The organism is Cyanobium sp. Cruz-8D1 (assembly GCF_024345975.1).
Taxonomy (GTDB): Bacteria; Cyanobacteriota; Cyanobacteriia; order PCC-6307; family Cyanobiaceae; genus Cyanobium.
In genome coordinates, this window is the sequence record NZ_JAGQCD010000001.1 from 181,470 (window position 1) to 207,664 (window position 26,195).

The 26,195-nt window shown below is 68.6% G+C and carries 29 protein-coding genes; 12 read left to right on the forward strand and 17 right to left on the reverse strand.

The features are described 5' to 3' along the window. The first annotated feature begins 80 nt into the window (after positions 1 to 80). Genes KBZ33_RS00925 through KBZ33_RS00940 form a run of 4 tightly spaced genes read left to right on the forward strand, consistent with a single transcriptional unit; the run spans position 81 to position 3,993 of the window. Positions 81 to 1,049, forward strand: a complete 969-nt coding sequence (locus KBZ33_RS00925) for a GTP-binding protein (RefSeq protein ID WP_254949593.1) — start codon at positions 81 to 83, stop codon at positions 1,047 to 1,049. Positions 1,050 to 1,056: 7 nt separating this feature from the next. Then, a complete protein-coding gene (locus KBZ33_RS00930; RefSeq protein WP_254949592.1) occupies positions 1,057 to 2,157 on the forward strand; it encodes a WD40 repeat domain-containing protein in 1,101 nt (366 codons plus the stop codon). After that, entirely contained in the window at positions 2,154 to 3,113 is a 960-nt protein-coding gene (locus KBZ33_RS00935) for a metal ABC transporter solute-binding protein, Zn/Mn family (RefSeq protein WP_254949591.1), read from the forward strand. Before KBZ33_RS00930 ends, KBZ33_RS00935 begins: the two co-directional genes overlap by 4 nt. A gap of 34 nt (positions 3,114 to 3,147) precedes the next feature. Then, positions 3,148 to 3,993 carry a metal ABC transporter permease gene (locus KBZ33_RS00940; protein ID WP_254949590.1) on the forward strand — a complete coding sequence of 282 codons (846 nt, stop codon included), beginning with the start codon at positions 3,148 to 3,150 and terminating at the stop codon, positions 3,991 to 3,993. Positions 3,994 to 3,995: 2 nt separating this feature from the next. On the opposite strand, the gene KBZ33_RS00945 is transcribed toward KBZ33_RS00940, so the two are convergent. From KBZ33_RS00945 to hemL, 8 genes are all read right to left on the reverse strand, one after another. Next, the gene (locus KBZ33_RS00945; RefSeq protein WP_315859115.1) at positions 3,996 to 4,517 is read right to left on the reverse strand and encodes a 3'-5' exonuclease; all 522 of its coding nucleotides are present in this window, start codon (positions 4,515 to 4,517) and stop codon (positions 3,996 to 3,998) included. 197 nt (positions 4,518 to 4,714) lie between these two features. Next, positions 4,715 to 5,596 (reverse strand): ion transporter, encoded by an 882-nt coding sequence (locus tag KBZ33_RS00950; protein ID WP_254949589.1) that lies wholly within the window; start codon positions 5,594 to 5,596, stop codon positions 4,715 to 4,717. After that, positions 5,596 to 6,315, reverse strand: a complete 720-nt coding sequence (locus KBZ33_RS00955; protein ID WP_254949588.1) for an ABC transporter ATP-binding protein — start codon at positions 6,313 to 6,315, stop codon at positions 5,596 to 5,598. The genes KBZ33_RS00950 and KBZ33_RS00955 overlap by 1 nt, the downstream gene beginning before the upstream one ends. Further along, on the reverse strand, positions 6,312 to 7,130 hold the full coding sequence (locus KBZ33_RS00960) for an ABC transporter ATP-binding protein (protein ID WP_254949587.1): 819 nt from the start codon (positions 7,128 to 7,130) through the stop codon (positions 6,312 to 6,314). Before KBZ33_RS00960 ends, KBZ33_RS00955 begins: the two co-directional genes overlap by 4 nt. Then, positions 7,127 to 8,038: a branched-chain amino acid ABC transporter permease gene (locus KBZ33_RS00965; protein WP_254949586.1), complete on the reverse strand. Its 912-nt coding sequence runs from the start codon at positions 8,036 to 8,038 to the stop codon at positions 7,127 to 7,129. The genes KBZ33_RS00960 and KBZ33_RS00965 overlap by 4 nt, the downstream gene beginning before the upstream one ends. A gap of 5 nt (positions 8,039 to 8,043) precedes the next feature. Next, a complete protein-coding gene (locus KBZ33_RS00970) occupies positions 8,044 to 8,973 on the reverse strand; it encodes a branched-chain amino acid ABC transporter permease (RefSeq protein WP_254949585.1) in 930 nt (309 codons plus the stop codon). A 7-nt stretch (positions 8,974 to 8,980) separates the two neighbouring features. Further along, positions 8,981 to 10,180: an ABC transporter substrate-binding protein gene (locus tag KBZ33_RS00975; RefSeq protein WP_254949584.1), complete on the reverse strand. Its 1,200-nt coding sequence runs from the start codon at positions 10,178 to 10,180 to the stop codon at positions 8,981 to 8,983. Next, entirely contained in the window at positions 10,177 to 11,505 is a 1,329-nt protein-coding gene (gene hemL, locus KBZ33_RS00980; RefSeq protein WP_255011380.1) for a glutamate-1-semialdehyde 2,1-aminomutase, read from the reverse strand. The genes KBZ33_RS00975 and hemL overlap by 4 nt, the downstream gene beginning before the upstream one ends. A 144-nt stretch (positions 11,506 to 11,649) precedes the next feature. Here hemL and KBZ33_RS00985 point away from each other — a divergent pair, with 144 nt between their 5' ends. Together KBZ33_RS00985 and KBZ33_RS00990 are read left to right on the forward strand one after the other, a co-directional pair. Beyond that, positions 11,650 to 13,131, forward strand: a complete 1,482-nt coding sequence (locus KBZ33_RS00985; protein ID WP_261362169.1) for an FAD-linked oxidase C-terminal domain-containing protein — start codon at positions 11,650 to 11,652, stop codon at positions 13,129 to 13,131. Between the two features lie 53 nt (positions 13,132 to 13,184). After that, positions 13,185 to 13,472 (forward strand): hypothetical protein, encoded by a 288-nt coding sequence (locus KBZ33_RS00990; protein ID WP_254949581.1) that lies wholly within the window; start codon positions 13,185 to 13,187, stop codon positions 13,470 to 13,472. A gap of 22 nt (positions 13,473 to 13,494) precedes the next feature. Here KBZ33_RS00990 and chrA read toward each other — a convergent pair whose 3' ends face one another. From chrA to KBZ33_RS21765, 3 genes are all read right to left on the reverse strand, one after another. After that, positions 13,495 to 14,811 carry a chromate efflux transporter gene (gene chrA / locus KBZ33_RS00995; RefSeq protein WP_254949580.1) on the reverse strand — a complete coding sequence of 439 codons (1,317 nt, stop codon included), beginning with the start codon at positions 14,809 to 14,811 and terminating at the stop codon, positions 13,495 to 13,497. A 395-nt stretch (positions 14,812 to 15,206) separates the two neighbouring features. Further along, positions 15,207 to 16,244: an alpha/beta fold hydrolase gene (locus tag KBZ33_RS01000; protein WP_254949579.1), complete on the reverse strand. Its 1,038-nt coding sequence runs from the start codon at positions 16,242 to 16,244 to the stop codon at positions 15,207 to 15,209. Between the two features lie 5 nt (positions 16,245 to 16,249). Beyond that, on the reverse strand, positions 16,250 to 16,705 hold the full coding sequence (locus tag KBZ33_RS21765) for a rhodanese-like domain-containing protein (protein ID WP_396107704.1): 456 nt from the start codon (positions 16,703 to 16,705) through the stop codon (positions 16,250 to 16,252). Positions 16,706 to 17,043: 338 nt separating this feature from the next. Between KBZ33_RS21765 and KBZ33_RS01010 the strand changes: the two genes are divergently transcribed. Next, positions 17,044 to 17,397, forward strand: a complete 354-nt coding sequence (locus tag KBZ33_RS01010; RefSeq protein WP_254949577.1) for a hypothetical protein — start codon at positions 17,044 to 17,046, stop codon at positions 17,395 to 17,397. Here KBZ33_RS01010 and KBZ33_RS01015 read toward each other — a convergent pair. The 3 genes from KBZ33_RS01015 to KBZ33_RS01025 all read right to left on the reverse strand — a co-directional run bounded on the left by KBZ33_RS01015 (position 17,360) and on the right by KBZ33_RS01025 (position 20,461). Further along, positions 17,360 to 18,196, reverse strand: a complete 837-nt coding sequence (locus tag KBZ33_RS01015) for a class II glutamine amidotransferase (RefSeq protein WP_254949576.1) — start codon at positions 18,194 to 18,196, stop codon at positions 17,360 to 17,362. The two genes, KBZ33_RS01010 and KBZ33_RS01015, sit on opposite strands and share 38 nt — an antisense overlap. A gap of 40 nt (positions 18,197 to 18,236) precedes the next feature. Beyond that, positions 18,237 to 19,247 carry a sulfate ABC transporter substrate-binding protein gene (locus KBZ33_RS01020; protein ID WP_254949575.1) on the reverse strand — a complete coding sequence of 337 codons (1,011 nt, stop codon included), beginning with the start codon at positions 19,245 to 19,247 and terminating at the stop codon, positions 18,237 to 18,239. A gap of 152 nt (positions 19,248 to 19,399) precedes the next feature. After that, positions 19,400 to 20,461 carry a sulfate ABC transporter substrate-binding protein gene (locus tag KBZ33_RS01025; RefSeq protein ID WP_254949574.1) on the reverse strand — a complete coding sequence of 354 codons (1,062 nt, stop codon included), beginning with the start codon at positions 20,459 to 20,461 and terminating at the stop codon, positions 19,400 to 19,402. 162 nt (positions 20,462 to 20,623) lie between these two features. Here KBZ33_RS01025 and KBZ33_RS01030 point away from each other — a divergent pair, with 162 nt between their 5' ends. The 3 genes from KBZ33_RS01030 (at position 20,624) to KBZ33_RS01040 (ending at position 22,055) form a co-directional block, all read left to right on the forward strand. After that, entirely contained in the window at positions 20,624 to 21,055 is a 432-nt protein-coding gene (locus KBZ33_RS01030; protein WP_254949573.1) for an Rrf2 family transcriptional regulator, read from the forward strand. A 179-nt stretch (positions 21,056 to 21,234) separates the two neighbouring features. After that, positions 21,235 to 21,786, forward strand: a complete 552-nt coding sequence (locus KBZ33_RS01035) for a Crp/Fnr family transcriptional regulator (RefSeq protein WP_254949572.1) — start codon at positions 21,235 to 21,237, stop codon at positions 21,784 to 21,786. A gap of 77 nt (positions 21,787 to 21,863) precedes the next feature. After that, positions 21,864 to 22,055, forward strand: a complete 192-nt coding sequence (locus tag KBZ33_RS01040) for a hypothetical protein (RefSeq protein WP_254949571.1) — start codon at positions 21,864 to 21,866, stop codon at positions 22,053 to 22,055. On the opposite strand, the gene KBZ33_RS01045 is transcribed toward KBZ33_RS01040, so the two are convergent. After that, complete coding sequence (locus tag KBZ33_RS01045) at positions 22,043 to 23,065, reverse strand: sulfate/molybdate ABC transporter ATP-binding protein (protein WP_254949570.1); 1,023 nt, start codon at positions 23,063 to 23,065, stop codon at positions 22,043 to 22,045. The two genes, KBZ33_RS01040 and KBZ33_RS01045, sit on opposite strands and share 13 nt — an antisense overlap. A gap of 95 nt (positions 23,066 to 23,160) precedes the next feature. Here KBZ33_RS01045 and cysT point away from each other — a divergent pair, with 95 nt between their 5' ends. Beyond that, positions 23,161 to 24,012: a sulfate ABC transporter permease subunit CysT gene (gene cysT, locus KBZ33_RS01050; protein ID WP_254949569.1), complete on the forward strand. Its 852-nt coding sequence runs from the start codon at positions 23,161 to 23,163 to the stop codon at positions 24,010 to 24,012. Positions 24,013 to 24,048: 36 nt separating this feature from the next. Beyond that, positions 24,049 to 24,954: a sulfate ABC transporter permease subunit CysW gene (gene cysW / locus KBZ33_RS01055; protein ID WP_254949568.1), complete on the forward strand. Its 906-nt coding sequence runs from the start codon at positions 24,049 to 24,051 to the stop codon at positions 24,952 to 24,954. Here the strand turns inward: cysW and KBZ33_RS01060 are convergent. Next, complete coding sequence (locus tag KBZ33_RS01060; protein ID WP_254949567.1) at positions 24,887 to 25,864, reverse strand: cation diffusion facilitator family transporter; 978 nt, start codon at positions 25,862 to 25,864, stop codon at positions 24,887 to 24,889. The two genes, cysW and KBZ33_RS01060, sit on opposite strands and share 68 nt — an antisense overlap. Positions 25,865 to 25,899: 35 nt before the next feature. Next, complete coding sequence (locus tag KBZ33_RS01065; protein ID WP_254949566.1) at positions 25,900 to 26,112, reverse strand: acetyltransferase; 213 nt, start codon at positions 26,110 to 26,112, stop codon at positions 25,900 to 25,902. Positions 26,113 to 26,195 lie beyond the last annotated feature (83 nt).

Here is a 26,195-nt window from a genome sequence, read left to right on the forward strand (position 1 = left end):
AAGCGCGGACGCATGTCCCGCAGCTGCTAGTTTGATAATGATTCCCATACCTGGCCCGGCGCTGCCCGGCCACTGCCCCCATGGCCTCCCCGCGGGATCGCTTGCCTGTCACCGTTCTGACGGGCTACCTCGGCTCCGGCAAGACCACGCTGCTGAACCGGATCCTCACCCACGAGCACGGCATGAAGGTGGCCGTGATCGTCAACGAGTTCGGTGATGTGGGCATCGACAACCAGCTGGTGATCGAGGCCGATGAGGAGATCTTCGAGATGAACAACGGCTGCATCTGTTGCACCGTGCGTGGTGATCTCATCCGCATCATCGGCAACCTGATGAAGCGCCGCGACCGTTTCGACCACCTGGTGATCGAAACCACCGGCCTGGCCGATCCCGCCCCGGTGATTCAGACCTTCTTCGTCGATGAGGACCTGCGCGACCAGCTGAAGCTCGACGCCGTGGTCACCCTGGTCGACCTCAAGCATGTCGAGCAGCACTGGGACAGTGTGGAGGTCCAGGAGCAGCTCGCCTTCGCCGATGTGCTGCTGCTCAACAAGATCGATCTGGTCGATGTCGAGGCCTGCCTGGCCATCCAGCAGCGGACCCGGGCCATCAACCCGTTGGCCCGGGTGATTCCCACCTGCCAGGCCGATGCGGCGATGGATCAGATCCTTGGCGTCGAGGCCTTCAGCCTGGAACGGGCCCTGGCGATCGATCCGGAGTTTCTGACCTCCGACCACGACCATGAACACGACGGGGCCATCGGCGCGGTGGCCTTCATCGAAGACCGTCCGATGAGTTACAAGAAATTGGGGCAATGGATCGATGGGTTGGTGACGGAACGGGGCCCGGATCTGTTTCGGATGAAAGGCATCATCCAGTTCGCGGGAGAGACCAACCGTTACGTCCTGCAGTCGGTGCACATGCTGGTGGACAGCGCCATGGATCGCCCCTGGCGCGACGGCGAAACCCCCAGCACCCAGTTCGTGATCATCGGCCGCGATCTCGATGAGGCCGCCCTGCGGGCCGGTTTTGAGGCCTGTGTGGCCTGAGCGCGCCATGGCTCCCCCCCAGACCCTGGTGCAGGAACGCCTGTGCGGTGCCTGCAGCAACGCCATCACCGCCCAGGCCTGGTCGGCCGATGGCGAGCTGCTGGCGATGGCGACGGCTGGCGGTGAGCTGCTGCTGATCGATTTCCGCGCCGGCTGCGAGGAGCTATTGCGCGGTGAGCGGGACAGCAGCCTCGATGTGGTGGGCTTCAGCGCTGACGACCGCTTTCTGATGGCGGCGGGCCAGGACGGGGAGCTGCTGTTGTGGGAGCTGGGGGGCTCAGGCGTGCGCCCGATCGCCTTCGATCCTTTGCCCCTGGGGGGCCACTGGCTGGATGCGGCGGCCTGGCAGCCCCAGGGCTCCCTGCTGGCGGTGGGGGCCGGCAAACAGGTGCGGCTCTGGGATGGCGCCAGCCGGACGCTGCGGGTGGAAAGCCAGGAGCTGGAGGGCACGGTCCTGGCCCTGGCCTGGAGCCGTGATGGCCGGCGGCTGGCGGCGGCCTGCCACGGCACGGTGCTGCTCTGGTCTCCGGATGACCCTGGCCAGCCGCCCCAGCGCTGCGCCACCGCTTCGGCGGGCCTGGCCCTGGGCTGGTCCGGCCAGGGGAACCTGCTGGCCTGTGGCCAGCTGGACGGCTCGCTGATGCTCTGGCCCGACGGCGGGGCCGGCCGCGGCTGGCAGTTCCGTGGCTTCCCCGGCAAGGCGCGGGCCCTGAGCTGGTGTGATCAGCCGGGGCGCCTGGCGCCGCTGCTGGCCGTCGCCTCCGCCGACATCGCCGTGATCTGGAGCCAGCAGGATCCCGGTGCCAAAGGCTGGAAGCCGGAACCTCTGGTTCTGCATCAAGGCCGCGTCCATGCGGTCGCCTTTGCCCCCGGCAGCCGCCTGCTGGCCACCGCCTCCAGCGATGGCACGGTGGCGCTCTGGGATGGCCGGGGCAGGCTGCAACAGCTGCTCGAGGGCGACGGCCAGGCCATCACCAGCCTCAGCTGGCGACCCGACGGCCGCCATCTGGTGGCCGGTGGTGAGCAGGGCCAGTGGTGGCTCTGGCCCGTCGCCCGGCCCCCATCCGTTCGCTCCCGCCCACCCCGTTCCGGAGGTTTTGCCCCATGAACCAGTCCCGATCCCGTCGTCCCCTGCTGGTCCTGGCCGCGGGTCTGTCCGCCCTGCTGCTGGCCTGCCGTCCGGCGGTGGAGTCCCCGGCGCCCCAGGCCGGCCGCGCCGATCGCCCCAAGGTGGTCACCACTTTCCTGCCGATCACCCTGTTCACCCGCGCCGTGGCCGGCGATTGCGCCGAGGTGACGGCGCTGATCCCCGCCGCCAGCGGCCCCCACGACTTCCAGGCCAGGCCGGGGGATGTGGCCGCCATCAGGAACGCCAAGGTGCTGGTGAAGAACGGGCTGGGTATGGAGTCGTTCCTCGACAAGCTGGTCAAGGGCGCCGAAAACCCCGCTCTCCAGGTGATCGACTCCAGCCGCGGCGTCGCCACCCTGGAGATCCCGGACGAGCCCGGTGGGGACCACGGCCATGATCACGGCCACGACCACGGCCCGATCAATCCCCACATCTGGCTCGATCCGGTGCGCGCCGCCCAGCAGGTGGACAACATCCGCGATGGTCTGATCGCGGCCGATCCGGCCTGCGCCGAGGGCTACCGCCGCAATGCCGCCGCCTTCAGCGGCGAGCTGCGCCAGCTCAACACCGAGTTCGAGACGCAGCTGGCGCCATTCCGGGGCAAGACCTTCGTGGTGGTCCACGATTTCGCCCCCTACTTCGCCGAGCGCTATGGCCTCAAGGCCGAGTCCATGGTGGATGTGCCGGAGCAGAACCCCTCCCCGGCGGATCTGGCGCGGGTGGCCGAGACAGTGCAGCGCAGCCAGCTGCAGGCCCTGCTCAGCGAACCCCAGGAGGGCAACCGCTCCTTCAACGCCCTGGCCGGCGATCTGGGGATCCGCATCAGCGTCTTCGACCCCCTGGAAACCGGCACTGAGGAGGCCTCCCAGACCCCGGCCAGCTACGCAGAGGTGATGCGTCGCAATGTCAGCGACCTGGTGAGCGCCTTCCGCTGATGGTCGTTCTGGAGCTCATGGGTCTGCGGATCGGATGACGGAGTTCTCCCAGCTGGGCACGGTGATCGGCCAACCCTTCATGCAGCGCGCCCTGGTGGGGGGGCTGCTGACCGGGACCCTGGGTGGGCTGCTGGGCAGTTTCGCGGTGCTGAGGCAGCTGTCGTTCTTCAGTGATGCCCTGGGCCATTCCGCCCTGCTGGGCCTCAGCCTGGGCATCCTGCTGGGCCTCCACCCGATCCTGGTGCTGATCCCCTTTGCGGTGGTCTTCGCCCTGCTGGTGAATCTGCTGGTGGAGCGCAGCCAGCTGCCGGCCGACGCGCTGCTGAACATCGTCTACTCCACGTCCCTGGCCTTTGCCGTGGTGGCCCTCAGCCTGGTCACCACCTACAGGGGCGGCATCCAGCAGCTGCTGTTCGGCGACATCCTCGGCATCTCCTGGCTGGATCTCGTCCTGATCGCCGCGCTGTTGCTGGTGGCGGTGGCCTACCTGCTGGTGAGCCTGCGGGCCCAGGTGCTGGTCACCCTGCATGCCGATCTGGCCGGGGCCTGCGGGGTGGGCAACCAGTGGCACCGGATCGCCTTCATCCTGCTGCTCGCCGTGGTGGTGGCCGTGTCGATCAAGGCGGTGGGGGTGCTGCTGATCAGCGCCTTCGTGGTGATTCCCGCCTGTGCGTCGCGGCTGGTGAGTCGCCACTTCGGCTCCTATCTGGTGCTCTCTTCGCTGATCGGTGGCAGTTGCGCCGTGCTGGGACTGCTCGGCTCGGGCCTCACCAACCTGCCCTCGGGCCCCTGCGTGGTGATCGTGCAGTTCTTTGGATTCCTGCTGGCCCTGGGCTTCAGTCTGTGGCGGCGGCAGCGGGGCAGGATGTCCCAGGCCTGAGTTCAGCGGCCGCGGGCAAAGCCGGCCGTCGCGTCCTGAGCCGCCGCCAGCACGATATTGGCGCAGGCCTCGGCGTCGGAGAGGGCATCGTGATGCCGGAGCGGCAGACCCAGATGGCGGCACACATCCGGCAATTTGGTGGGCCGAAGATTCCAGGCCCGCCTGGCCACCTGGACCGTGCAGACAAAGGGTTGGCTGGGAGGCCGCAGGCCGGCCTGCTCGCAGCAGGCCCGCAGCACGCCGGCATCAAAACTGGCGTTGTGGGCGGCGATGAAGTGCGCCCCCTCCAGGCAGGCCGCCAGCTGCGGCCAGAGTTCGCCGAACGTGGGTGCATCGGACACCTGCGACCAGCTGATGCCGTGGATGGAGGTGAACTGGAAGGTCCGCCGAGGCGGGCGAATCAAGTGGTGCTCGCGCTGCACGATCCTTCCCTTCTCCACCCGGACCAGGGCGATCGAGCAGGCACTGTCCCGGCCTTGATCCGCCGTCTCGAAATCCAGGGCTACGAAGCAGTTCTGATGGATGGGAGGGGTGACGGCGCTTCATCAGCTTGTCGCAGAAACCGCCGCTCGTCGTGGCCAATGTCGGCGGAGCCGAACAGGCTGGGGTACTGCCATCGTCTTGGAGGCACAAAGCCCGGTTCTGTCAAGATCAATCAACGCTCCGTTGCTGGTATGAGGCTGAATGCTTGGCAGTGAGCTGAGGCCAGGGACGGAACAGTTCACAGTTCAGCACCGCAGAACTTGCAGTGGCGAGCCTCTGGATCGTGCCCAGTCCTCAGGCAAGCCGCGCACATCACCGCCGTCTTCTGGCTCTCCTCGTGCTGGCGGGCGCTGGCTTGGCCGATCTCGGCACTGATGATGCCCGTGGGGACGGCGATGATGCTGTAACCCAGCAACATCACCACCGAGGCCAGGAAACGGCCCAGGGTGGTCTGCGGCGTCACGTCGCCATAACCCACGGTGGTGATGGTGACGATCGCCCAGTAGATCCCCACGGGGATGCTGCGGAAGCCCCGTTCCGGGCCTTCGATGACGTACATCAATGAACCGATCACCGTGACCAGGGTGATCATCGCCAGCAGGAACACCGAGATCTTGCGCCGACCCGCCACGATCGCGTCCCAGAGAAGATTGGATTCCTGCAGGTATTCGCCAAGCTTCAACACACGAAAGACGCGCATCACCCGCAGCATCCGCACCACCAGGAACACCTGGGCGCCGCCAACCAGCAGGCCCAGGAAGCTGGGCACGATCGAGAGCAGATCCACCACGCCAAAGAAGCTGCGGGCATAGAGCAGCGGCGATCGCACACACAGCAGTCGCAGCAGGTATTCGAGCGTGAACAGCAGCGTGAACCCCCACTCCAGCAGCTGGAACGGGTGGCCCCAGGCCAACCGCAGCACCGGATCACTTTCGATCACCACGGCCCCCACGCTCAACACGATCGCGATCAGCAGCACCACGTCGAACGTCTTGCCGGCGGGAGTGTCGGTTTCGAAGATCATGCGGTAGAGAAACCCCTTTCCGACCGTCCGGCGGATCAGCAAGGCCAGCAGCAGCAGGCCGCCCAGGATGAGGGCGATCAGTTGGACCGGTGGCATCAGCTGGTGTCCCCCAGGTAGGAGGCCCGCAGCCCCGCATCAGCCAGCAGGGACTCAGCGCGGCCTTCCAGGCTGATGCTGCCAGCCTCCAGCACCACGCCGCGGTCGGCGATCTCCAGGGCGGCGGTGGCGTTCTGCTCCACCAGCAGCATCGACAGTCCTTCGCGGTGCAGCGCCGCCAGGGCGGTCATCACCTCGGCCACCAGCTTCGGCGCCAGCCCCAGGCTGGGCTCATCCAGCAGCAGCAGGCTGGGCCGGCCCATCAGGGCCCGGGCGATGGCCAGCATCTGCTGCTCGCCCCCCGAGAGGTTGCCGGCCAGCTGGCGGCGCCGTTCCGCCAGGCGGGGGAACAGGCCGTAGCAGCGCTGCAGGTCGGCGGCGATGCCGGCCCGGTCGCGGCGCAGCCAGGCCCCCAGCTCCAGGTTGGTGGCCACGGTCTGGCGGGCCAGCACCCGCCGGCCCTCCGGGCAGTGGCCGATGCCGAGCCGCACCGTGCGGTGGGTGCGCACCCCCGCCAGGTCGGCGCCGCGCCACAGCACCTGGCCGGCCGCGGCGTCCACCAGCCGGGAGATGGCCCGCAGGGTGGTGCTCTTGCCGGCGCCGTTGGCCCCCAGCAGCGTCACGAGTTCGCCCTGCTGCACCTGCAGATCGAGGCCCCGCAGGGCGGTGAGGGCGCCATAGCGCACGGTGAGCCGGCGCAGCTCCAGCAGCGGCGTCATCGCTGCTCCGCTCCGGCGGCGCTTCCCTGGCCGCCCAGGTAGGCCTCGATCACGAGCGGGTCACGGCGCACCTCGGCGGGGCTGCCCAGGGCGATGCGCTTGCCGAAGTTGAGCACCGCCAGCCGGTCGCAGAGGCGCATCATCAGCGGCACGTGGTGCTCGATGATCAGCACCGTCAGGGAGAAGTGGTCGCGGATCCGGCTGATCAGCTGCCGCAGGTCGTCCTTCTCGGCCGGGTTCATGCCGGCGGCGGGTTCATCCAGCAGCAGCAGCTGGGGTGCCGTGGCCAGGGCCCGGGCGATCTCCAGCCGCCGGCGGTCGCCGTAGGGCAGATCCCCGGCCCGCTGCTCGGCCAGGGCGTCGAGCTCCAGCAGCGCCAGCAGGTCCATGGCCCGGGCCTGCAGCCGCCCCTGGTGGCGGCGGAAGGCGCCGTTGGCCAGCAGGGCCCCCAGCAGGGGGGCGCGGGCGGCATGGTGCAGGCCCACCAGCACGTTCTCCCGCACCGACAGGCTCTCGAACAGGCGCAGGTTCTGGAAGGTGCGGGCGATGCCGAGCCGGTTGAGGCCGCTGGCCCCCAGGCCCGTGGTGGGCACCCCCCGCCACAGGCAGCGGCCGCCGCTGGCGGTGGTGAGGCCGGAGATCACATTGAACAGGGTGGTCTTGCCGGCGCCGTTGGGACCGATCAGGCCGAAGATCTCCCCCTCCGCCAGCTCCAGGCTGACCCGATCGAGGGCCAGCAGGCCGCCGAAGCGGCAGCTCACCGCCTCCACCTGCAGCAGGGGAGCCGCGGCCGTGCCGTCGGAGCTCCGGCTCATGGGGCCTGGGGAGCCTGGCGGCCCCGGTGACGGCCCCGGCCCAGCAGGGCTCCCAGCCCCCGCAGCCGCTCCGCCGTCACCAGTCCCTGGGGAAAGAACAGCGGACCGAGCAGGATCACGGAGCCGAACAGGATCAGGCGCAGGTCCCCCACCGGCCGCAGCAGCTCCGGCAGGGCGGTGAGCGCCAGGCCCCCCAGCACCGGCCCCAGCCAGAAGCGCGAACCGCCGAACACCACGAAGGCCAGGGTGGTGATGCTGGCGTCGAAGCTGCCGACCCTGGCGTTCCAGGCGTTGAGGAAATGGGCCGCCAGTGCCCCGGTGACGCCGGCCAGCACGGCGCTGGCCACAAAGGCGAGCAGCTTGGTGCGCGGCGTGTCAATGCCCAGGCTGGCCGCCGCCAGTTCGTCGTCGCGGATGGCGGCCATGGCCCGGCCCAGGCGGAGGGCCTCCAGCCGCTGGCATAACCAGCAGGCCAGGGCCAGCAGAGCCAGGGTGAACAGCACGTAGCCGCCGGGGTGCGCGAAGGGCTGGGGGATGCCGAAGATGCCCATGGCGCCGCCGGTGAAGGGCAGGTTGAGGTTGAGCACCCGCAGGATCTCCACCAGGGCGATGGTGGCGATGGCCAGGTAGATGCCCCGCAGCCGCAGCACCGGGCCGCCGATCGCCAGGGCGATCAGTCCCGCCAGGATCCCCCCCAGCACCATCTCCGCCAGCAGGGCCCACAGTGGTGAGGTGGCACCGCTGCCGGCGAAGGCGGCAACGCCGGTGGAGAGCAGGGCAGCCACGTAGCCCCCCACCGCATAGAAGCCGGGGGTGGCCAGCGACAGCTGGCCGCAGCGCAGGGGCAGGTACACCGAAAGCGCCAGCAGGGCGCCGAGCAGCATCTGTTCGAGCAGGGCGGCGTCCATGACCCTCACACCTTGGTGGGCAGCGGCCGGCCGAGCAGCCCCTGGGGGCGCAGCAGCAGCACCAGAAACAGGAAGCCGTAGCTGACCGCATCCTTGTAGCCCGACCAGTCGGCCGGCACGAAGGCCTCCGCCAGGCCGACGATCAGCCCGCCCAGGACCGCCCCTGGCACGCTGCCCAGTCCCCCCAGCACCAGCACCGCCAGACCCTTGAGGCCGTAGCCGATGCCGAAGTAGGGCCCGGCGATGCTGACGCTCAGCCCCACCAGCCCGCCGGCGACCCCGGCCAGGAAGCCGCTGAGCCCGAAGGCCAGCCGCACCATCGCCGTGCTGTCGATGCCCAGCAACTGGGCGGTTTCGGGGTCTTCGGCCACCGCCTGCAGGCCTTTGCCGTTGCGGCTGCCCTCCAGCCAGAGGCTGAGCAGGGCCAGCAGCAACAACGCGATCCCCAGCAGCAGGGCCTGCACCGTGCGCACCCGGGCACCGAGGAGGGGGAAGGAGGCCGGCAGGCCGCCGAGGACGCTGGTGGGGATGGCATAGCTTTCGGCCCCCACCAGCAGCTGGATCAGGTTCACCAGGATCACACCGGCCCCCAGGCTGGTGATCAGGGCCAGCAGCGGATCGGCCCGGCGGCGGCGCAAGGGCCGGAAGGCCACCCGCTCCACCAGCAGGGCCACCAGGGCCGCCCCCAGCCCCGCCAGGGGCAGGGCGCCCCAGAAGGGCAGGGCGACGGGCAGCTGGAAACCGGCCAGCAGGCCGTTGGCCCCGACCGCACCGCCGATCAGCAGGTAGGTGAAGTAGGCCCCCAGGGTGAACACCGCCCCGTGGGCGAAGTTGATCACCCCGAGCACCGAGAACACCAGGGTGTAGCCGAGGGCGAACAGCCCGTACACCGTCCCCACCGACAGACCGTTGACCAGGATCTGGAGCAGGTCCACCCGGGGCTTACTTGAGCAGGGCGAAGCGTCCGTTGCGCCCGCCAGGATCCATGCGCACCTGGGCCACGAAGAACTGGCTCTGGATCACCTCACCCTCGGGGGTAAAACGGATCTCCCCCAGGGGGGTGGCATAGGTGCCGGCCAGGAGCTCCTGCATCAGCTGCTTGCGGGTCGCCGCCAGGGGGGCGCCGGCCAGGGGCTGGCGTTGGTCGAGGCGCACCAGGGCCTCGCCGATCACCTGCAGGGCTGTGTACGCCTGGGCGGTGAGCTGGGGCGGGATGGCGCCGCCCTTGGCGGCCTTGAACGCCTTGAGGAAGGCGGTGTTGGCCGGGGTGTCGAGTTCGGGGCTGTAGGCCTGGGCGATCAGCAGCCCGTCGCAGTACTTCTGGCAGATCGGGTAGATGTTGGGGGTGTTCATGCCGTTGCCGGCCACGATCAGGCCCCGGTAGCCCAGCTCCCGCAGCTGGCGGATCAGGTTGCCGCCGTCCACCGCCTGCAGCGACAGCACGATCAGATCGGGCTTCTCCCGCAGGGCCGCGCTGATCTGGTTCTGGAAGTCCTGGTCGTTGAGCTGGGTGCGCTGCACCGTCACCGGCTCGAGGCCCTTCTCCTTGAGGGCCTCCTGGAAGATGGTGGTCTCGGCGGTGCTGTAGGCGTCGTCCTGGGCATAGAACACCGCCGCCCGCTTCAGCCCCGGCTGGATCTTCAGGGCCCGATCAATGGCCAGGGGAGCGATCACCGAGCTCTGGGCCGAGACCCGGCTGATGAAGAAGCCGATCTCCGGGATGCCGGTGGCCGTGTTGGAGGGGGCCACCACCGGCACGCCGCGGCGCTGGGCGATGGGGTCGGCGGAGAAGGCCTGCTGGGAGAGGGTGGGGCCGACCAGGGCCAGCACGCCCCGGTTGATCTGCAGGGTGAAGGCCGCATTGGCCCCCGGTTCGTCGCTGCCGCTGTCCTCCAGGGCCAGCGTCAGGGGACGGCCGTTGATGCCGCCGCTGCCGTTGCGCTGCTTGAGGGCCAGCTCCAGGCCGATCTTCTGGTCCTGGCCGTAGACGTTGGCGTTCCCGGTGAGGGCCAGCACCGCCCCCACCGGCACACCCGCGGCCACATCCACGGGTTGGCTGGCGTCATCGCTGCCGCAAGCCGCCAGCAGCAGGGTGAGGGTCAGCAGCCCCGTGCCGACCCGCAGGAGACGACCGACGCTCACGCCAGCGTGCGGAAGACGTCGCGGAAGGCGGCGATGGTCGCGTCGATGTCGGCGTCGCTGTGGGCCAGGGAGGTGAAGCCGGCCTCGAAGGCACTCGGTGCCAGATAGACGCCGCGCTCGAGCATGCCGCGGTGCAGCCGACCGAAGCGGGCTGTGTCGGCGGCCTTGGCCTGCTCAAAGTTGTGCACCGGCCCCTCGCAGAGGAAGAAGCCGAACATGGCGCTGATGTTGCCGCCGCAGCAGGGAACCCCCGCCTCGGCGGCGGCGGCGCGGATGCCGTCGCTGAGCCGGCGGGTGATCGTCTCCAGCCGCTCGTAGGTGCCGGGTTGCTTCAACAGCTGCAGGGTCTTGATGCCGGCGGTCATGGCCAGGGGGTTGCCGCTCAGGGTGCCGGCCTGATACATCGGCCCGGCCGGCGCCACCATCGCCATGATGTCGGCCCGACCGCCGTAGGCCCCCACCGGCAGGCCGCCGCCGATCACCTTGCCCATGGTGGTGAGATCGGGGGTGACCCCGAAGCGGGCCTGGGCGCCGCCGTAGCTGATGCGGAAGCCGGTCATGACTTCGTCGAACACCAGCAGGGCACCGTTCTCCTTGGTGAGTTCCCGCAGGCCCTCCAGGAAGCCGGGCTCGGGGGTGATGAAGCCCGCATTGCCCACCACCGGCTCGAGGATCACCCCGGCGATCTCACCGGGGTTGTTGGCGAACAGCTCCTTGACCGACTCCAGGCAGTTGTAGGGAGCGGTGAGGGTGCCGGCCGTGACCGCCCGCGGCACCCCGGGGGAATCGGGCAGGCCGAGGGTGGCCACCCCGGAGCCCGCTTTCACCAGGAACATGTCCGCGTGGCCGTGGTAGCAGCCTTCGAACTTGATCACCTTCTCGCGGCCGGTGAAGGCGCGCATCAGCCGCAACACCGCCATGCAGGCCTCGGTGCCGGAATTGACGAAGCGCACCATCTCCACCGAGGGCACGGCGGCGATCACCAGCTCGGCCAGCTCGTTCTCGAGCACGCAGGGGGCACCGAAGCTGGTGCCCTTCTCCAGGGCCTCGTGCAGGGCGGCGATCACTTCCGGGTGGCTGTGGCCGCAGATGGCGGGCCCCCAGCTGCCGACGTAATCGATGTAGCGGTTGCCGTCCACATCCCAGGCGTAGGCGCCCTTGACCCGGTCGAAGACGATCGGCTGGCCGCCCACCGACTTGAAGGCCCGCACCGGGGAATTGACCCCACCGGGCATGAGTGTCTGGGCGGCGGCGAAGATCTCCTCGGATCGGGTGGTGACGAGGGAAGGGGCCGAGACGGGCGCTGAAGGGGTGGCCGAACTCAAGGCAGGATCCGCGGAAGGTGGACGCATTCGTTTCCCATCCTGACCCAGAAGGGTGCCGGGGTGTCTGGCCTCAGTAAGTTCGGAAGCAATGCCCCCCCTTCCCCGGCCCACCGGAGCCCCTGCGTGACGATCGACTGGGCCGCGATGGAGCGCCACTGCCGCGCCCTGCTGCCGGCACGGGCGGTGGTGGCGGCGCCCCAGGAACTGCTGGCCTACGACTGCGACGGCCTCACCCTGCACCGGGCCCAGCCGTCGCTGGTGGTGCTGCCGGAGACCACCGAACAGGTGGCCGCGGTGCTGCGGCTCTGCCACCGCTTGGGGGTGCCCTTCGTGGCGAGGGGCAGCGGCACCGGTCTCTCCGGTGGCGCCCTGGCGGAGAACGGGGCGCTGGTGATCGCCACCACCCGGATGCGCTCGATCCTGGAGGTGGATCTGGCCAACCGGCGCCTCACCGTGCAGCCCGGCGTGATCAATGGCTGGGTCACCCGGGCGGTGGCCGGTGAGGGTTTCTACTACGCCCCGGACCCCTCCAGCCAGGTGGTGTGCAGCATCGGCGGCAACGTGGCCGAGAACTCCGGTGGGGTGCACTGCCTCAAGTACGGCGTCACCAGCAACCACGTGCTGGAGATGGAGGTGGTGCTGCCCGATGGCACGGTCACCACCCTGGGCAGCGGCCTGGCGGAAACCCCCGAGCTGGATCTGCGCGGTGTGTTCATTGGCAGCGAGGGCACCCTCGGCATCGCCACCGCCATCACCCTGCGGCTGCTGCGGGCGCCCCAGAGCGTGGCGGTGCTGCTGGCCGATTTCACCGCCATGGAGGCTGCCGGTGAGGCGGTGCGCCTGGTCACCGCCGCCGGCGTGCTGCCGGCGGGGATGGAGATCATGGACAACGTCACCATCAACGCCGTCGACGATCTGTTCGGCCGCGATGAGTACCCCCGCGATGCGGCGGCGGTGCTGCTGATCGAACTGGACGGGCAGGAGCGGGAGGTGACGGCGGCCGTCGAGATCGCCGGTGAGCTCTGTCGCCGGGCCGGCGCCCGCACGATCCGGCGGGCCTCCAGTGAGGCCGACCGGGCCCTGCTGTGGAAGGGCCGCAAGTCCGCCTTTGCCGCCGTCGGCCGGATCACCCCCACCTATTACGTGCAGGACGGCGTGGTGCCCCGCAGCGCCCTGCCCGCCGTGCTGGCGGCGATCGAGCAGCTCAGCCGCCGCTACGACCTGCCGGTGGCCAACGTGTTCCATGCCGGTGACGGCAATCTCCACCCCCTGATCCTGTATCGGGCCGATGAACCCGGCGTGATCGACCGGGTGCAGGAGCTGGGGGCCGACATCCTGCGCCTCTGCATCGAGGCCGGCGGCAGCATCACCGGCGAGCACGGGGTGGGCAGCGACAAACGCTGCTACCTCGACTGGATGTTCGCCCCCGACGACCTGGCCACCATGCGCCTGGTGCGTGAGGCCTTCGACCCGGCGGGCCTGGCCAACCCCGGCAAGATCTTCCCCACCCCGCGCAGCTGTGGCGAATCGGCGCGGCGCCAGGCGTCCTCACTCACCCTGCGTCTCGATGTGCCCGCCATCGGCGGAGTCCAGCAGCCGAGCCTGGAGACCCTGGACGTCTTCTGATCCGCGCTGGTGCGTCGACCTACGTTGAAGGGGCCCTCTTCTGCCGGCACTCCATGAAGATCCGCCTGCTGGCCAGCCTGGGGTTGGCTGCTGTACTGGTTGCCACGACCCCCGCCCAGGCCCAGTCCCCGGTCGTCAACCTGGTGGCCAAGAAGGTGATCGAGCGCTACCAGAAGTCCACCTGTGACCAACTCTGGGCCGCCCGCAGTGAGCGGCGTGGGTCGCAGGAGCAGCGGGTGCTCGACATGCTCAATGACGATCCCCAGATGCGCCAGACCTTCATCGACCAGGTCGCCGGCCCGGTGATGAACAAGTTGATCGTCTGCGGGATGATCCCCTGAGCGGCCCCTCGGCGAGCAGCCCTCAGCCAGCAGCCGTGAGCCACCAGCGCCCCAGGCCCACCAGGGTGGCGACGCCGATCATGGGCATGGCCCCGAGGCCCCGGCCCAGCAGCACCACAGCCGCCAGCAGCACCGCCACCGCGCCGCCATCGAGAGCTCCGGAGGGGGCCAGGGCCGGCCCGGCCAGGTAGAGCGCCAGGCTCCCGATCACCCCCACGACGGCGGCGGTGATGGCGGTGAGGGGGGCGCCGACGCGCAGGTCCTCGCGGCTCGCCTCCACCAGGGGACCGCCGGCCAGGATGAACAGGAAGGAGGGCAGGAAGGTGAACCACACCACCACCAGGGCGGCCACCACGCCGGCCGAGAGCGTGCCGCTGCCGTTCCAGCCCCCCATGAAGCCCACGAAGGCCACCACCATGATCAATGGCCCGGGCGTGGTCTCCCCCAGGGCCAGGCCGTCCACCATCTGGCCGGCATTCAGCCAGCCGTAGGTGTCCACCGCCCCCTGGGCCACGTAGGGGAGCACGGCATAGGCCCCCCCGAAGCTGACCAGGGCCACCTTGGTGAAGAAGCGGGCCATCGTGGCCAGCTGGCCGTTCCAGCCCCCCGCCAGCGTCAGCAGGGTCAGGGGCAGGCCGAGGGCCACCCCGCCCCCCAGCAGGGTGAGGGCAAGGCGGCGCCAGTGGAAGCGGGCATGGGCTGGCGTGGGCGTGTCATCGCCGTGCAGGGCGGCGTCGGGGGGAGTGGCCCCGTGCCTGGCGCTGGCCACGGCTCGCGACGGGGCCTGGAACAGGGCTGGCCGCAGCCGGCCACCGATCCAGCCCACCAGGGCCGTGGCGAGGATCAGGGCCGGGTAGGGCACCCGGCCCGCGGCCAGGGCCAGGCAGGCCGCCGCCGCGATCAGCACCAGGGCGGGGTTGTGGAGCGTGCGCCGCCCCAGCCGCCAGGTCGCCTGCAGCACGATCCCCAGCACGGCCGGTTTGAGCGCCCAGAACACCGCCACCAGCACCGGCAGCTGGCCCCAGAGGGCATAGAGCGCCGAGAGGCTCAGCAGCACCAGCACCGAGGGCAGCAGGAACAGGCCGCCGGCGATCAGGGCGCCGCCCAGGCCGTGCATCAGCCAGCCCAGGTAGGTGGCCAGCTGGGTGGCCTCCGGCCCCGGCAGCAGCATGCAGTAGTTGAGCGCGTGCAGGAAACGCCGCTCCGACAGCCAGCGCCGGCGCTCCACCAGCTCGGCGTGCAGCAGCCCGATCTGCCCGGCCGGCCCACCGAAGCTGACCAGCCCCAGCCGCAGCCAGAAGCGGGCGGCGGTGGCGAGGCTATAGGAATCCTTGGTCATCGTTCAGCCCTGCCAGGTGCACACCTTAATCAGCCTGTCGGTTGTCAAACCCGGCCCAAAAAGGCCATCATCGCGACCGGGAAACTGATGTGCTTTCACCTACACCGTTCCGGCCAAAGTGGCAGCAGGATTTGTTTGGTTCAGATGTCCGTTCTCCTGGCCTACAGACGATGCGACGCCAACCCCAGGCCGATGACCTGTCTGAGCCATCGGGGACAACCACAGACCGAGCCTTTTTCAGTCCCTGGAAGAATTGGCGCGCCTGGCTGGTGATTCTTGGTGGCGTCGTCATCGGTTATGGGATCGGGTTTTCCCCCCAGTTATTCATCCTGCTGGCGATGGTGTGTCTGGCTTGCGGTTGGTTGTTCGGGCGTTGATCCGCATTCAAAGTCTTTTCAGATCTGTGGCCAACCATGCGAATGTCCGTTGATTCGGCTCCGTCGTCCGTGGTCCATGGCCCGGCCCTGCTGCTGGTCGTCGGGTTCCTGATGGTCCCCTTGCTGATCGGGGTGCCGCTGCTTGTCCTGGGCCTTGCCCCGCTGCGCTCGGCCGATGGAGCCCCGGCGCTGCCGTTCCTCTCCCGTTCCCTGGCCCGCTGGCGTCAGGCCAGCGACTGCCGCAGGATCGATGCCAGCTGACCCTCTTCCGCCAGGAACCCGTCGTGGCCGTGGTGGCTGTCGATGCAGGTGAAGCGGATGGGCCCACCGATCCCCCGTGGCTCCCGCTGGCTGTGGGGCGGGAAGAGCCGGTCGGAGCTCACCGACACCACGCCCACGGCCGACGTCATGGCCGGCCATGGCCTGGGTGAGGACGCTGTAGCTGTTGGCATCGAAGCGATCGAGGAAGACGTCCCCGTCGTCGAGGCCCCCGTAGGTGCGTCGGGCCATGCGGCGGGCCAGATCCAGCCCCGCCCGGGGGCCGCCGCCGGGATGGCCGATCGCCCATTCCATGGCGCGTATGCCGCCCATGGAGCCCCCGATCACCGCTTGCCACCGTCGGATCTGGAGGCTGTCGCTGAAGGCCACCTCCGCCTCCACCTGGTCGCGGATCGTGAGCGCGGGGAATCGGCTCCCCCAGGGCCTGCCGTCGGGGGCCTGGCTGCCGGGGCCGCTGCTGCCCTGGCAGCCCCCCGGCACATTCGGGCAGACCACGCAGTACCGGTCGGTGTCGATCGCCCGACCCGGGCCGATCAGCCCATCCCACCATCCCCCGGTGGTGTGGCCGGGACCGGCCGGACCGGCGGCTTGGCTGTCGTCGCTGAATCCATGCAGGAGCAGCACCCCGTTGCTGCGGGAGGCATTGGGCTGCCCCCAGCACTCATGGACGATGGTGATCGGCCCCAGCGTGTCTCCGGATTCCAGCCGCAACGGCTGCTCGCCGAACAGCTCGATGACGTGCCGGTGGCCGGCGCGAGGGTTCGTCCGGGTGGTCACCAAGGTCAGGCCTCCTGCGGCGACGCCGAGCGGAGGCGGCGGCCCGAGCGGAGTCCCGGGATCCCCCGGAAAAGCTGGAGCCATCCATGGCGTTGCCGCCCGGCCAAGGGCAGGTCCTGTTGTTGCCAGGCCCCGAAGCCGCCGGCGAGATGGCGGATGCGGCGGACATGGCCCTGCGTCTGGAGTTGTTCGATTGTCGTGGCCGAATGCCGGGTGCTTTCGCCAACCAGGATCAGGTCACCATCGGGAAGCTCGCCGCTGATGAGCCAGCCGCTGGGAATGTTGTGACTCCCCGGAACATGGCTGCGGTGATAGCGGCCCCTGGAGCGAAGATCGATGATCAGTTCAGCTGAACCGGGGCGATTCCGCCCTGACCCCGCCAGCAAGCGCAGGAGTTGCCGGGGGGAGAGGAGATCACTGGACAGGCCAGTGGATTCTGGATGTTGGAAGGACGGAGTCATGGGGACCCTTAGCTGAAGGATCTCAATCTTCAGGCCTGATGGTCTTAACTACGGTAATCGGGGCAACAAACCGTTTTAAGTAGCTATTCCGTCCTTGCGATCTCCCGAGGCGATCCAGGATTACCGAGTTTGAGTGCCGCCCATGAAAAAGAATCCTGCCGAACAGCAGGATCCTTGAATTCCCTTACGCGCACTCTTTCGGAGCACTCCCATTAGGGTGCTCTGCTCCTGTCGCTCCGGTCGTGGTTGTGAACACACGCCAGAAGGCCTGAACGCACAGGCTGATGCCCTGGTCTCCAGCCAAGCTGAACGGAACAAGGACCCTTCTTCCGTTCCGCATGGGCTACCACCACGATCACGATGGTCTCCGCAATCGACAGGACTCCCACTGCGATCTGGAATTCATCACGCGGGCTGAGCGCCAGGAACTCCAGCCGCTGGAGGTCCGCCGCCTGCTCTGGGAGGGGGCCACTCTGGTGCAGCGGCAGCATCCGCTCGGCGACTCCCTCCAGGGGGCCGTCCAGCTGGAGGCGGAAATGGAGGCGGATCGGATCCGCGCCCTGCTGCCCGACCTTGCCTACCCCTTGCTCTGTGTCGGACGGGGCCGTGGGGGGGCGATCCAGGCCCCAGCCGTGCAGCTGGCGGAGGATCTGCTCAACCTTGGCTATCGGCATGTGTTCTGTCTGGCCTAGGGGATCCGGGTGGAACGGGAGCAGGTGGCTGGTGCCGTACCACTTCTCCCCCCACCAGCAGAACGGCCTCTCCCGCCTGCAGCGGCAACCATTCCTCGTCCGTGGTGAGCGGCTCGGTGCTGACGACCGTCACAACGTCGTCGTCGCCGGCCAGTTCGGAAAAATCCACGCTGAGATCGTCATCGGCCAGGGTGGCCCGGCCGAATGGAGACCGGCGTGTGATCCGGTGCAGTCGGCTGCTGGCGTGGGCGAACAGCCAGTCGCCGTTGCTGATCAGACAGTTGAAGGTGCCCTGTTGCTCCAGCCGCCGTGAGCTGTCCACCAGGGTGGCGAAGATGCCGTCAACATCCTCAGGATCCCCGTCGGCGGCGTTCAACTGCTCGAGGATCCAGCAGAAGGCGATTTCGCTGTCGGTGGATCCTTCCGGTAGGAACAGGTGCGTCTCCGGAAGCGGACCCAGCAAGTTGCCGTTATGGGCGAACACCCACTCCCGCCCGCGCCAGCGGCGATGGAAGGGGTGGCAGTTCTCCAGGGCCACCACCCCCTGGGTGGCCTTGCGGATGTGGGCGATCGAGCAACGGGAGCGCAGATCCAGGCGGGCCACCCGGGCGGCGATGGGCGAGAAGGCCGCCGGGGCGTCTTCCCGGTACAACTGCACGCCGCGGCCGTCCGGGTCGAAGCTGGCCACCCCCCAACCATCGGCGTGGACTCCGGTGGCGCCGCCCCGGCGGGTGAGGCCATGGAACGAGAAGCGCATGTCGGTGGGGGTGTTGGCACTGAGGGCCAGCAGTTCGCACATCGTCTGGCAGCCACCGTCGCCCCCATTGTCTCCGCAGGGATCAGCGCGAGCGGCTGAACAGTTGGTCCCAGACCCCGTCCTTGCCGAAGAAGGTGGCGTTGATCTGGTTCCAGCCGCCGAAGTCGCTGGCCGAGAACAACTGCTTCACGGGGGCGAAGCGGTCCTTCACCCGGCTCCACACACCTGGACTGACCGGACGGAAGCCCTCCTCGGCGAAGATCTCCTGGGCCGGCTCGCTCTGCAGATAGGCGGCCAGGGCTTCGGCGGCCTTGCGGGTGCCCTTGCGGTCCACGTTGCGGTCGATGACGGTCACCGGGCCCTCGATGCGGATGTTGACCTCAGGCACGATGAAGGGCGCCTTGAGATCACCGCTGCGCTTGGCCAGGATCGCCTCGTTCTCATAGTTGAGCAGCACGTCGCCCTGGCCGCGCTTGAGGAACACGTCACTGGCCTCGCGGGCGTCCTTGGGCAGGTTTTCCACGTTGCGGTAGACGGAGCCCACGTAGGCCTTGGCCTGGTCCTCGCTGCCCCCGGTCTGGCTGATCGAGCCCCAGAGGCCAAGGAAGTTCCAGCGGGCTCCACCGGAGGTCTTGGGATTGGCCGTCACCACGGTGATGCCGGGCTTGGCCAGATCCGCCCAGGTCCGGACCCCTTTGGGGTTGCCGTCGCGTGTGACGAAGGCCACCACCGAGTGGGTGATGATCGAGCCGCCGGGCACATCCTTCTCCCAGCCTGGCAGGACCAGGCCCTCCTCCTGGAGCTTCAGCACGTCACCGGCCAGGGCCAGGGTGGCCACGTCGGCATCGAGGCCGTCGATGATCGCCCGGGTCTGGGAGCCGGAACCGCCGTAGCTGGTCTTCACGGCAATGGCCTGGCCGGTTCGGGCCTTCCAGTCGGCTTCGAACGTGGGCAGGATCCGGTCGTAGGCCCCCTTGGTGACGGCGTAGCTCACCAGCAGCAGCTCCTGTGGAGCGCCGCCGGCACCGGCAACACCCTCGGGCCGGGGGCTGCAGCCCGTCAGGGCCAGCCCGCCCACCAGGACAGCGGTCAAGGCGAGCGGGGCGGCCGCGCGGGGGGCGGTGGCAGGTTCGGAGCTATAAACCACGGTTCTCTGATCGACAATCAGCCAGAGCTTACACCGGTAACCCGATCGGCTTCATCACCCGCCCCGTCCGGTGCGGGCTCGGGGTGAGCCGGCCGGCCTCAGCGGGATTTGGAGAAGATCGAATCCCAGAGCCCTCCCTTGCCGAAGAAACGCTTGTTGATGGTGTCCCAGCCGCCGAAGTCCTTCGCGGTGAACAGCTTCGTGACCGGAGCAAATCGGGATCGCGTCTCGGCCTTGACCTTGGCGGTGACGGGCCGGAAGCCCTCCTCGGCGAAGGCCCGCTGGGCCGCATCGGTGTAGAGGCAGCGGGCGAAGGCTTCGGCCACCTTGCGGGTTCCCTTGCGGTCCACGTTTTTGTCGACCACGGCAATCGGCCCTTCGATCAGGATGTTCGTGGTGGGCACGATGTAGGGGGTTTTCCAGGTGCCGCTCTTCCTGGCCAGGATCGCCTCGTTCTCGTAGTTGAGCAGCACATCACCCTGGTTGCGTTTCACGAAGACGTCGGTGGCCTCACGGGCATCCTTGGGCAGGGTTTCCACATTGCGATAGACGTTCGTCACGAAGGCGCGGGCCTTGGCTTCATTGCCGCCGGTCTCGGTCACCGAGCCCCAGAGGCCCAGGAAGTTCCAGCGGGCGCCGCCGGAGGTTTTGGGATTGGCGGTGATCACCTCCACATTCTTGTTGTCGAGATCGTTCCAGGTGCGGACCTTCTTGGGGTTGCCGGGTCTCACGAAGAAGGCGACCACCGAGTTGGTGATGATGCTGTTGTTGGGGTTCTCCTTCTCCCAGCCCGGACGGATCAGCCCCGCCTCCTCGAGCTTGAGGGTGTCGGCCGTCAGGGCCAGGCCCACCACATCCGCCGCCAGCCCGTCGATCACCGCCCGGGTCTGGGAACCGGAGCCGCCGTAGCTGGTGCGGATGACAACGCTCTGGCCGGTCCGCTTCTTCCAGTCGGCCGTGAATCGGGGAATGATCCTGTCGTAGGCCGCCTTGGTGACGGCGTAGGAGACCAGCAGCAGTTCCTGATTTTTCGCCGGTTGCTGGGCCTGGGCCTGCAGGGGCAGCAGGGTGCCGGAACCCCCCAGGGCAAGGGCGGCGGCCAGGGGGGCGGCCACCAGGCCGGGATGCCACGGGCGGCGGCCGGCTGGAGCGGCCGACAAGGAGAACGAATGAAGCACAGTTATCCGATGGGTGAACTGTTGAAAGCTATCCCTCGCCTGGCTCCGCTGATGTAGGGCGGACTACACCGATGGGGAGCCTGGGGGGCGGTTCCCCAATGCTGTGGGGCTGCCACAATCCCCGTAAGACAACCGTGGAATCCCTTGGCCTTCAGCGCGAAAACCGGCTACGGCCTCGTCTCGCTCATGGAGCTGGCCGCCATCCATTCCCGCGGCGGGGTGCTGCAGGTGGCGGAGATCGCCCAGCGCCAGGCCATCCCCGACCGCTACCTGGAGCAGATGCTCGCCAGCCTGCGCCGGGGCCAGATCCTGCGCAGCATCCGCGGGCCGAAGGGGGGCTACCAGCTGGCCCGGCCGCCGGCGGAGATCCGCGTCGATGACGTGGTGACTTGCCTGGAGGGGGATGTGGCCCCCCGTTCCGCTGGCGAGGGCGCCACTCCCGAATTCGAGGTGCTGGGCCGGCTGGAGCAGCGCCTGGAGGAGGCCCGCCTGGGGATTCTCTCGGGCACCACCCTGCAGGACCTGCTCGACCAGCGGGACCATCTGGCCCAGGCCCAGGCGATGTACTTCATCTGAGGCGGAGCCCGCGCTGGATCGTTAAATAGGCCACATTACCGATGGGGAATGCGAGGTATGGTTTGGGGGTCCCCGCAGGCCCCCCATGTGCTGTTGTCAGCGAATGCCTGTTGCCAGCCGATCGCTGGCCGTTTGCTCTGCCCAGATGACCCCGACCCCATCCCTTTTTTCCTGCGGCCATGGCCACCTCACGCTTACCCCAGGCTCTCCGCCTCACGCTCCTGCCCCATGACGTCCTGCCCGATGGGCTGCACTGGAGAATCCAGGACGGCTACATCCGCACCGCGTCCCACGACGAGGACGGCGAGTCCTTCACCCTCGGCCTCTGGGGCCCGGGCGACTGGGTGACCAATGCCTACTCAGCCCTGCGGCCGGTGGAGATCCAGTGCCTGTCCACCGTCGTGGTGGAGCAGGGCCATCCCAGCGAGGCCGAGATCCTGGCCTTCCTGCATCACCAGATCCGCAACACCGAGGAACTGTTCGAAATCAACCGGGTCCGCGGCGCCGAGTCGCGGCTGCTGAGGCTGCTGCGCTGGATCGGCATCCGCTTCGGGCAGGTCAGCAGCCGGGGCTACAGGCTCTCGCTTCGCGACATGAACCTCACCCACCAGGCCCTGGCGGAGATCTGCGGCCTCACCCGGGTGACGGTCACCAAGACCCTCAACCATTTCAAGCGCCTCGGCCTGCTGCATCAGGTGAGTGACACCGACCTGATGGTCAGCATCCCCTGAGCGTGCCGAAGCGTTTCAGCACCAAACTCTCAACGTCCCATTCACAGCACCCATCCCTTTCAACAACCCTGATCGCCATGGTCGCCCAGTATTTCCGCTCCAGGCTCAATGAGCCCCAGCCCCAACGCTTCACCCTCGTTTTCCGCAACGGTGAGCTGCTGCGCCACCAGGATCCCCTGGCCGTGGCCCAGTACCTCGCCGATGCCCGCCTGGCGGAGGTCCGTTCCGAACCTCCGCGGCGCCGCGCCGCCGCATCTCAGATCGAATAATCCGGCTGGAAGGCGTGGGCCTGACGGCTGATCACATGCAGTCGGTCGCCGGGCTTCAGGTTGGCGACGTCGACCTCTTCCCGGGGGAACTGGGCCACCACCACCTCTTCCGTGTCGAGCACCAGTTCCGCCTGCAGGTCGCGGCCCATGTGGGTGAGGCGACGCAGGCGTGCCGGCACGGTGCCCGGCTGGGGGGTGGCATGCACCTGCACGTGGTGGGGGCGCACGAAGATCCGCCCGTCCGCCGGCAGCGGCGGCACGGCGCCACGGCGCACGGGCAGGGCGCCGCTGGGCAGTTCGTTGACGGCCCCCACGAAGCTCATCACGAAGGGGGAGGCGGGATGGTCGTAGATCTCCGCCGGGGAGCCGATCTGCTCCACCCGGCCTTCGTTCATCACCACGATCCGGTCGGCCACCTCCATGGCCTCTTCCTGGTCGTGGGTGACGATCACGGTGGTGACGTGCATCTCGTCGTGGAGGTTGCGCAACCAGGCGCGCAGCTCCTTGCGCACCTTGGCATCGAGGGCGCTGAAGGGCTCATCGAGCAGCAGCACCCGGGGCTGCACCGCCAGGGCCCGGGCCAGGGCCACCCGCTGGCGCTGGCCGCCGGAGAGCTGGGAGGGGAAGCGGCTGCCATAGCCCCGCAGGTGGACAAGGTCGAGCAGTTCGTCCACGCGGCGGCGGATCGCCTCGGGCTTCCAGCGGCGCAGCTCGAGGCCGAAGGCCACGTTGCGACGCACGTTGCGGTGCTTGAACAGGGCGAAATGCTGGAACACGAAGCCCACCTGGCGCTCCTGCACCGAGCGTTGGGTGGCCTCTTCGCCGGTGATCCAGATGCGGCCGGCATCGGCCTCCTCCAGCCCGGCGATCAGGCGCAGCAGGGTGCTCTTGCCTGATCCGGACGGCCCCAGCAGGGCCACCAGGGAGCCACTCTCCACGTCGACGCTGACGTCGTCCACGGCACAGAAGTCGCCGAAGTTCTTGCTGACGTTGGCGACGCGGATGCCCATCGGAGCGGCCTGGGTGGCAGGGAGAATCCGACTATACCGGTAAGCGCACCGCCGAACCGTCCTTTAGTCTGACGTCCATCCGTCCCCCTGCCCCGATGGCCCCCGCCCTCCTGCGTCGCTGGCGCCCACCGGCCCTGGCGCTGCCCAGCTGGCCCTGGCGCATCACCTGGACCTACCTGGGCCTGATCCTTTTTCTGCCCCTGGGGGCCATGCTGCTCAAGGCCGCCCGCGTCGGTCCCGTCGGGTTCTGGGAGATGGCCACCACCCCCGAGGCCCTCGCCACCTACCGGGTCAGCTTCGGCCTCGCTCTCGTGGCCAGCCTGATCAACGGCGTGTTCGGGCTGGTGGTGGCCTGGGCGCTGGTGCGCTGCCGCTTCCCGGGCCAGCGGCTGCTGGATGCCCTGATCGATCTCCCCTTCGCCCTGCCCACCGCCGTGGCTGGGCTGGCCCTCACGGCCGTCTACAGCACCAACGGCTGGCTGGGGCAACCGCTGAACGAGGCCTTCGGCCTCAAGGTGGCCTTTGCCGCCCCCGGGGTGGCGGTGGCGATGGTGTTCATCTCGCTGCCCTTCGTGGTGCGGACGGTGGAGCCGGTGCTGCGTTCCCTGGAGAGGGAGCAGGAGGAAGCCTCCTGGTGCCTGGGGGCCTCGCCATTGCAGACCACCGTGCGGGTGGTGCTGCCCCAACTGTTGCCGGCGATCCTCGGCGGGGTGGCCCAGGGCTACAGCCGGGCCGTGGGGGAATACGGCTCGGTGGTGATGATCTCCAGCAACGTGCCCTTCCGTGACCTGATCACCCCCACCCTGATCATCCAGAAACTCGAGGAGTACGACTTTGAGGCCGCCACCGTGATCGGTTCGGTGATGTTGATCTTCTCCCTGTTCAGCCTGCTGGTGATCAACCTGCTGCAGGTCTGGGGCCAGCGCTACCAGGGCAATCAGGCCTGACTTCCCTTCAGCTTCTTTTCTGCTGTTTCTCCCGCCATGACCATCGTCGTCCCCACCCTGGAGACCCCCAGGCCCACTCCCGAACGAGGGAAAAGGTCACGCCGCCGAGGCTTCCACCTGCCGGGGATCCTGATTCCGCTGATCGCCTGCCTCTATGTGGGGGTGGTGATCCTGCTGCCGGCCCTGAGTGTGGTGGTCTCGGCCTTCGCCAAGGGTCTGGGCCCCTTCCTGGAGAACTTCCGCTCCCACGAACTGCTCTCCGCCCTGCGGCTCACCCTGTTCGCCACCGCCGTGGCGGTGCCCTGCAATGTGATCTTCGGGCTGGCTGCCGCCACCGCCATCGCCCGCCGTCAGTTCCGCGGCAAGGCGTTGCTGCTCAGCATCATCGACCTGCCTTTCTCGATCTCACCGGTGGTGGTGGGTCTGATGCTGGTTCTTCTCTACAGCCCCACCCAGGGGTTGCTGGGCGGCGTGGTGGACAGCCTGGGCTGGAAGATCATCTTTTCCTGGCCCGGCATCGTGCTGGCCACGATCATCGTCACCTTCCCCTTCATGGCCCGGGAGGTGATTCCTTTGCTGGAGGAGGAGGGCTGGGAGCAGGAGGAGGCCGCCCGCACCCTGGGCGCCACGAACTGGCAGGTGTTCTGGAAAGTGACACTCCCTTCGGTGCGCTGGGCGGCCCTTTACGGGCTGATCCTCACCACGGCCCGGGCCCTGGGGGAATTCGGGGCTGTGGCGGTGGTCAGCGGCAACATCGAGGGCCAGACCCAGACCCTGCCCCTGTTTGTGGAGGACGCCTACAAGAACTACCAGACCGAGCTGGCCTTCGGCGCGGCCATGGTGCTGGGGGGCGTGGCGATCGTGTCGCTGCTGCTCAAGATCCTGGTGGAGCAGGTTCTGGAGCAGGACAAGAAAGCGAGCCGGAATCCTCTGGACGGCTGATCGGGGCCTGCGAGCAACCCCCGGGCGGTTCAATCTGGAGCGTGCTGTGGGTGATGCCGAGCTCGGCCAGCCGCTGCTGGGCCAGCTGCAGCAGCTCTGCGTCGTCCTCGCCATCGATGGGCCGGCCCAGGTGGGCTGTCAGGGCGATCCGGGAGGTGCTCATGCCCCAGACATGCAGATGGTGCACGTTTTCCACACCGGGCAGGCTGCGCAGGGCCGTCTCCACCGCGGTCAGGTTGATGTCCCGTGGCACGGCATCGAGGGAGGCGCTGAGGGCTTCCACCAACAGCTGCCAGCCGCTCCAGGCCACCGCCAACCCCACGCCGATGGCGGTGGCGGCATCCAGCCACAGCCAGCCCACCAGCCCCACCAGCACCGCGCTGACCAGCACCGCGGCCGAGACGGCGGCATCGGTGAGCAGGTGCACCACCGCCGCCCGCCGGTTCAGATCGTGGTGGTGACCAGTGCCGAACAGGCGGGCCGACAGCAGGTTGACCACGATGCCGGCCGCCGCCGCCCAGGCCACCGGGCCGCTCACCACCGGCACCGGATCCAGTAGCCGTTGCACCCCCTCGACGATCACCACCCCCGCCGCCATCAGGATCAGGGCCGCGTTCATCAGCGAGGCCAGCTGGGTGCTGCGGCCGAAGCCATAGGTGAAGCGGGCCGTGGCCGGACGGGCGCTGAGCCGTTCGGCCCCCCAGCCGAACAGCAGCCCCGCCACGTCACCGAGGTTGTGAATGGCATCACCGATCAGGGCCAGGGAGCCGAAGCCGATGCCGATCGCCAGCTGCAGCCCGGACAGGCCGCTGTTCAGCAGCACACCCCAGAAGAAGGCCCGGGGCGAACCCTGGGGGTGCTGATGGCCGTGCTCGTGGGCTTGCTTGTGTTGGTGGGAACGGAGCGCCATGGAGGCGTCTTAGCAGCGCTGGCGTCGGCTGGCCCTCAGCTCTGGTAGTGGGAATCGAGCCAGCACCGGGGCAGGGCCTCCCCGGAGGGAAAGAACAGATCGACCTTGGCGTACTCCTCGGGATCCTGCATCTCCTCGCCGCCATGGAGCCGGGCCTCGACCCGGATGTCGAAGGGATTGAACAACTGCTTGACGTTGAGCACCTCCACCAGGCTGGCGTCATCGTTGTGGCGTACTTTCAGGAACATCGCCCTGCTCCGGTTCTCGATACCTTCACTCTGGTGCCATGGTGCCGGCGAAGGTAGCCTCCGTGACATTTCTCCCTCGCCGC

What these genes read in the sequence shown, in the direction of transcription:
- KBZ33_RS00990 (WP_254949581.1), top strand. Translation starts at nt 13,185, where the DNA reads ATGAAGATCCGCCTGCTGGCCAGCCTGGGGTTGGCTGCTGTACTGGTT.
- KBZ33_RS21765 (WP_396107704.1), bottom strand. Translation starts at nt 16,705, where the DNA reads ATGACTCCGTCCTTCCAACATCCAGAATCCACTGGCCTGTCCAGTGAT.
- chrA (WP_254949580.1), bottom strand. Translation starts at nt 14,811, where the DNA reads ATGACCAAGGATTCCTATAGCCTCGCCACCGCCGCCCGCTTCTGGCTG.
- KBZ33_RS00940 (WP_254949590.1), top strand. Translation starts at nt 3,148, where the DNA reads ATGACGGAGTTCTCCCAGCTGGGCACGGTGATCGGCCAACCCTTCATG.
- KBZ33_RS00960 (WP_254949587.1), bottom strand. Translation starts at nt 7,130, where the DNA reads ATGAGCCGGAGCTCCGACGGCACGGCCGCGGCTCCCCTGCTGCAGGTG.
- KBZ33_RS01040 (WP_254949571.1), top strand. Translation starts at nt 21,864, where the DNA reads ATGGTCGCCCAGTATTTCCGCTCCAGGCTCAATGAGCCCCAGCCCCAA.
- KBZ33_RS00950 (WP_254949589.1), bottom strand. Translation starts at nt 5,596, where the DNA reads ATGCCACCGGTCCAACTGATCGCCCTCATCCTGGGCGGCCTGCTGCTG.
- KBZ33_RS01065 (WP_254949566.1), bottom strand. Translation starts at nt 26,112, where the DNA reads ATGTTCCTGAAAGTACGCCACAACGATGACGCCAGCCTGGTGGAGGTG.
- KBZ33_RS00930 (WP_254949592.1), top strand. Translation starts at nt 1,057, where the DNA reads ATGGCTCCCCCCCAGACCCTGGTGCAGGAACGCCTGTGCGGTGCCTGC.
- KBZ33_RS00985 (WP_261362169.1), top strand. Translation starts at nt 11,650, where the DNA reads ATGGAGCGCCACTGCCGCGCCCTGCTGCCGGCACGGGCGGTGGTGGCG.
- cysT (WP_254949569.1), top strand. Translation starts at nt 23,161, where the DNA reads ATGGCCCCCGCCCTCCTGCGTCGCTGGCGCCCACCGGCCCTGGCGCTG.
- KBZ33_RS01060 (WP_254949567.1), bottom strand. Translation starts at nt 25,864, where the DNA reads ATGGCGCTCCGTTCCCACCAACACAAGCAAGCCCACGAGCACGGCCAT.
- KBZ33_RS01035 (WP_254949572.1), top strand. Translation starts at nt 21,235, where the DNA reads ATGGCCACCTCACGCTTACCCCAGGCTCTCCGCCTCACGCTCCTGCCC.
- KBZ33_RS01015 (WP_254949576.1), bottom strand. Translation starts at nt 18,196, where the DNA reads ATGTGCGAACTGCTGGCCCTCAGTGCCAACACCCCCACCGACATGCGC.
- KBZ33_RS00965 (WP_254949586.1), bottom strand. Translation starts at nt 8,038, where the DNA reads ATGGACGCCGCCCTGCTCGAACAGATGCTGCTCGGCGCCCTGCTGGCG.
- cysW (WP_254949568.1), top strand. Translation starts at nt 24,049, where the DNA reads ATGACCATCGTCGTCCCCACCCTGGAGACCCCCAGGCCCACTCCCGAA.
- KBZ33_RS01010 (WP_254949577.1), top strand. Translation starts at nt 17,044, where the DNA reads ATGGGCTACCACCACGATCACGATGGTCTCCGCAATCGACAGGACTCC.
- KBZ33_RS01045 (WP_254949570.1), bottom strand. Translation starts at nt 23,065, where the DNA reads ATGGGCATCCGCGTCGCCAACGTCAGCAAGAACTTCGGCGACTTCTGT.
- KBZ33_RS00935 (WP_254949591.1), top strand. Translation starts at nt 2,154, where the DNA reads ATGAACCAGTCCCGATCCCGTCGTCCCCTGCTGGTCCTGGCCGCGGGT.
- KBZ33_RS00925 (WP_254949593.1), top strand. Translation starts at nt 81, where the DNA reads ATGGCCTCCCCGCGGGATCGCTTGCCTGTCACCGTTCTGACGGGCTAC.
- KBZ33_RS00955 (WP_254949588.1), bottom strand. Translation starts at nt 6,315, where the DNA reads ATGACGCCGCTGCTGGAGCTGCGCCGGCTCACCGTGCGCTATGGCGCC.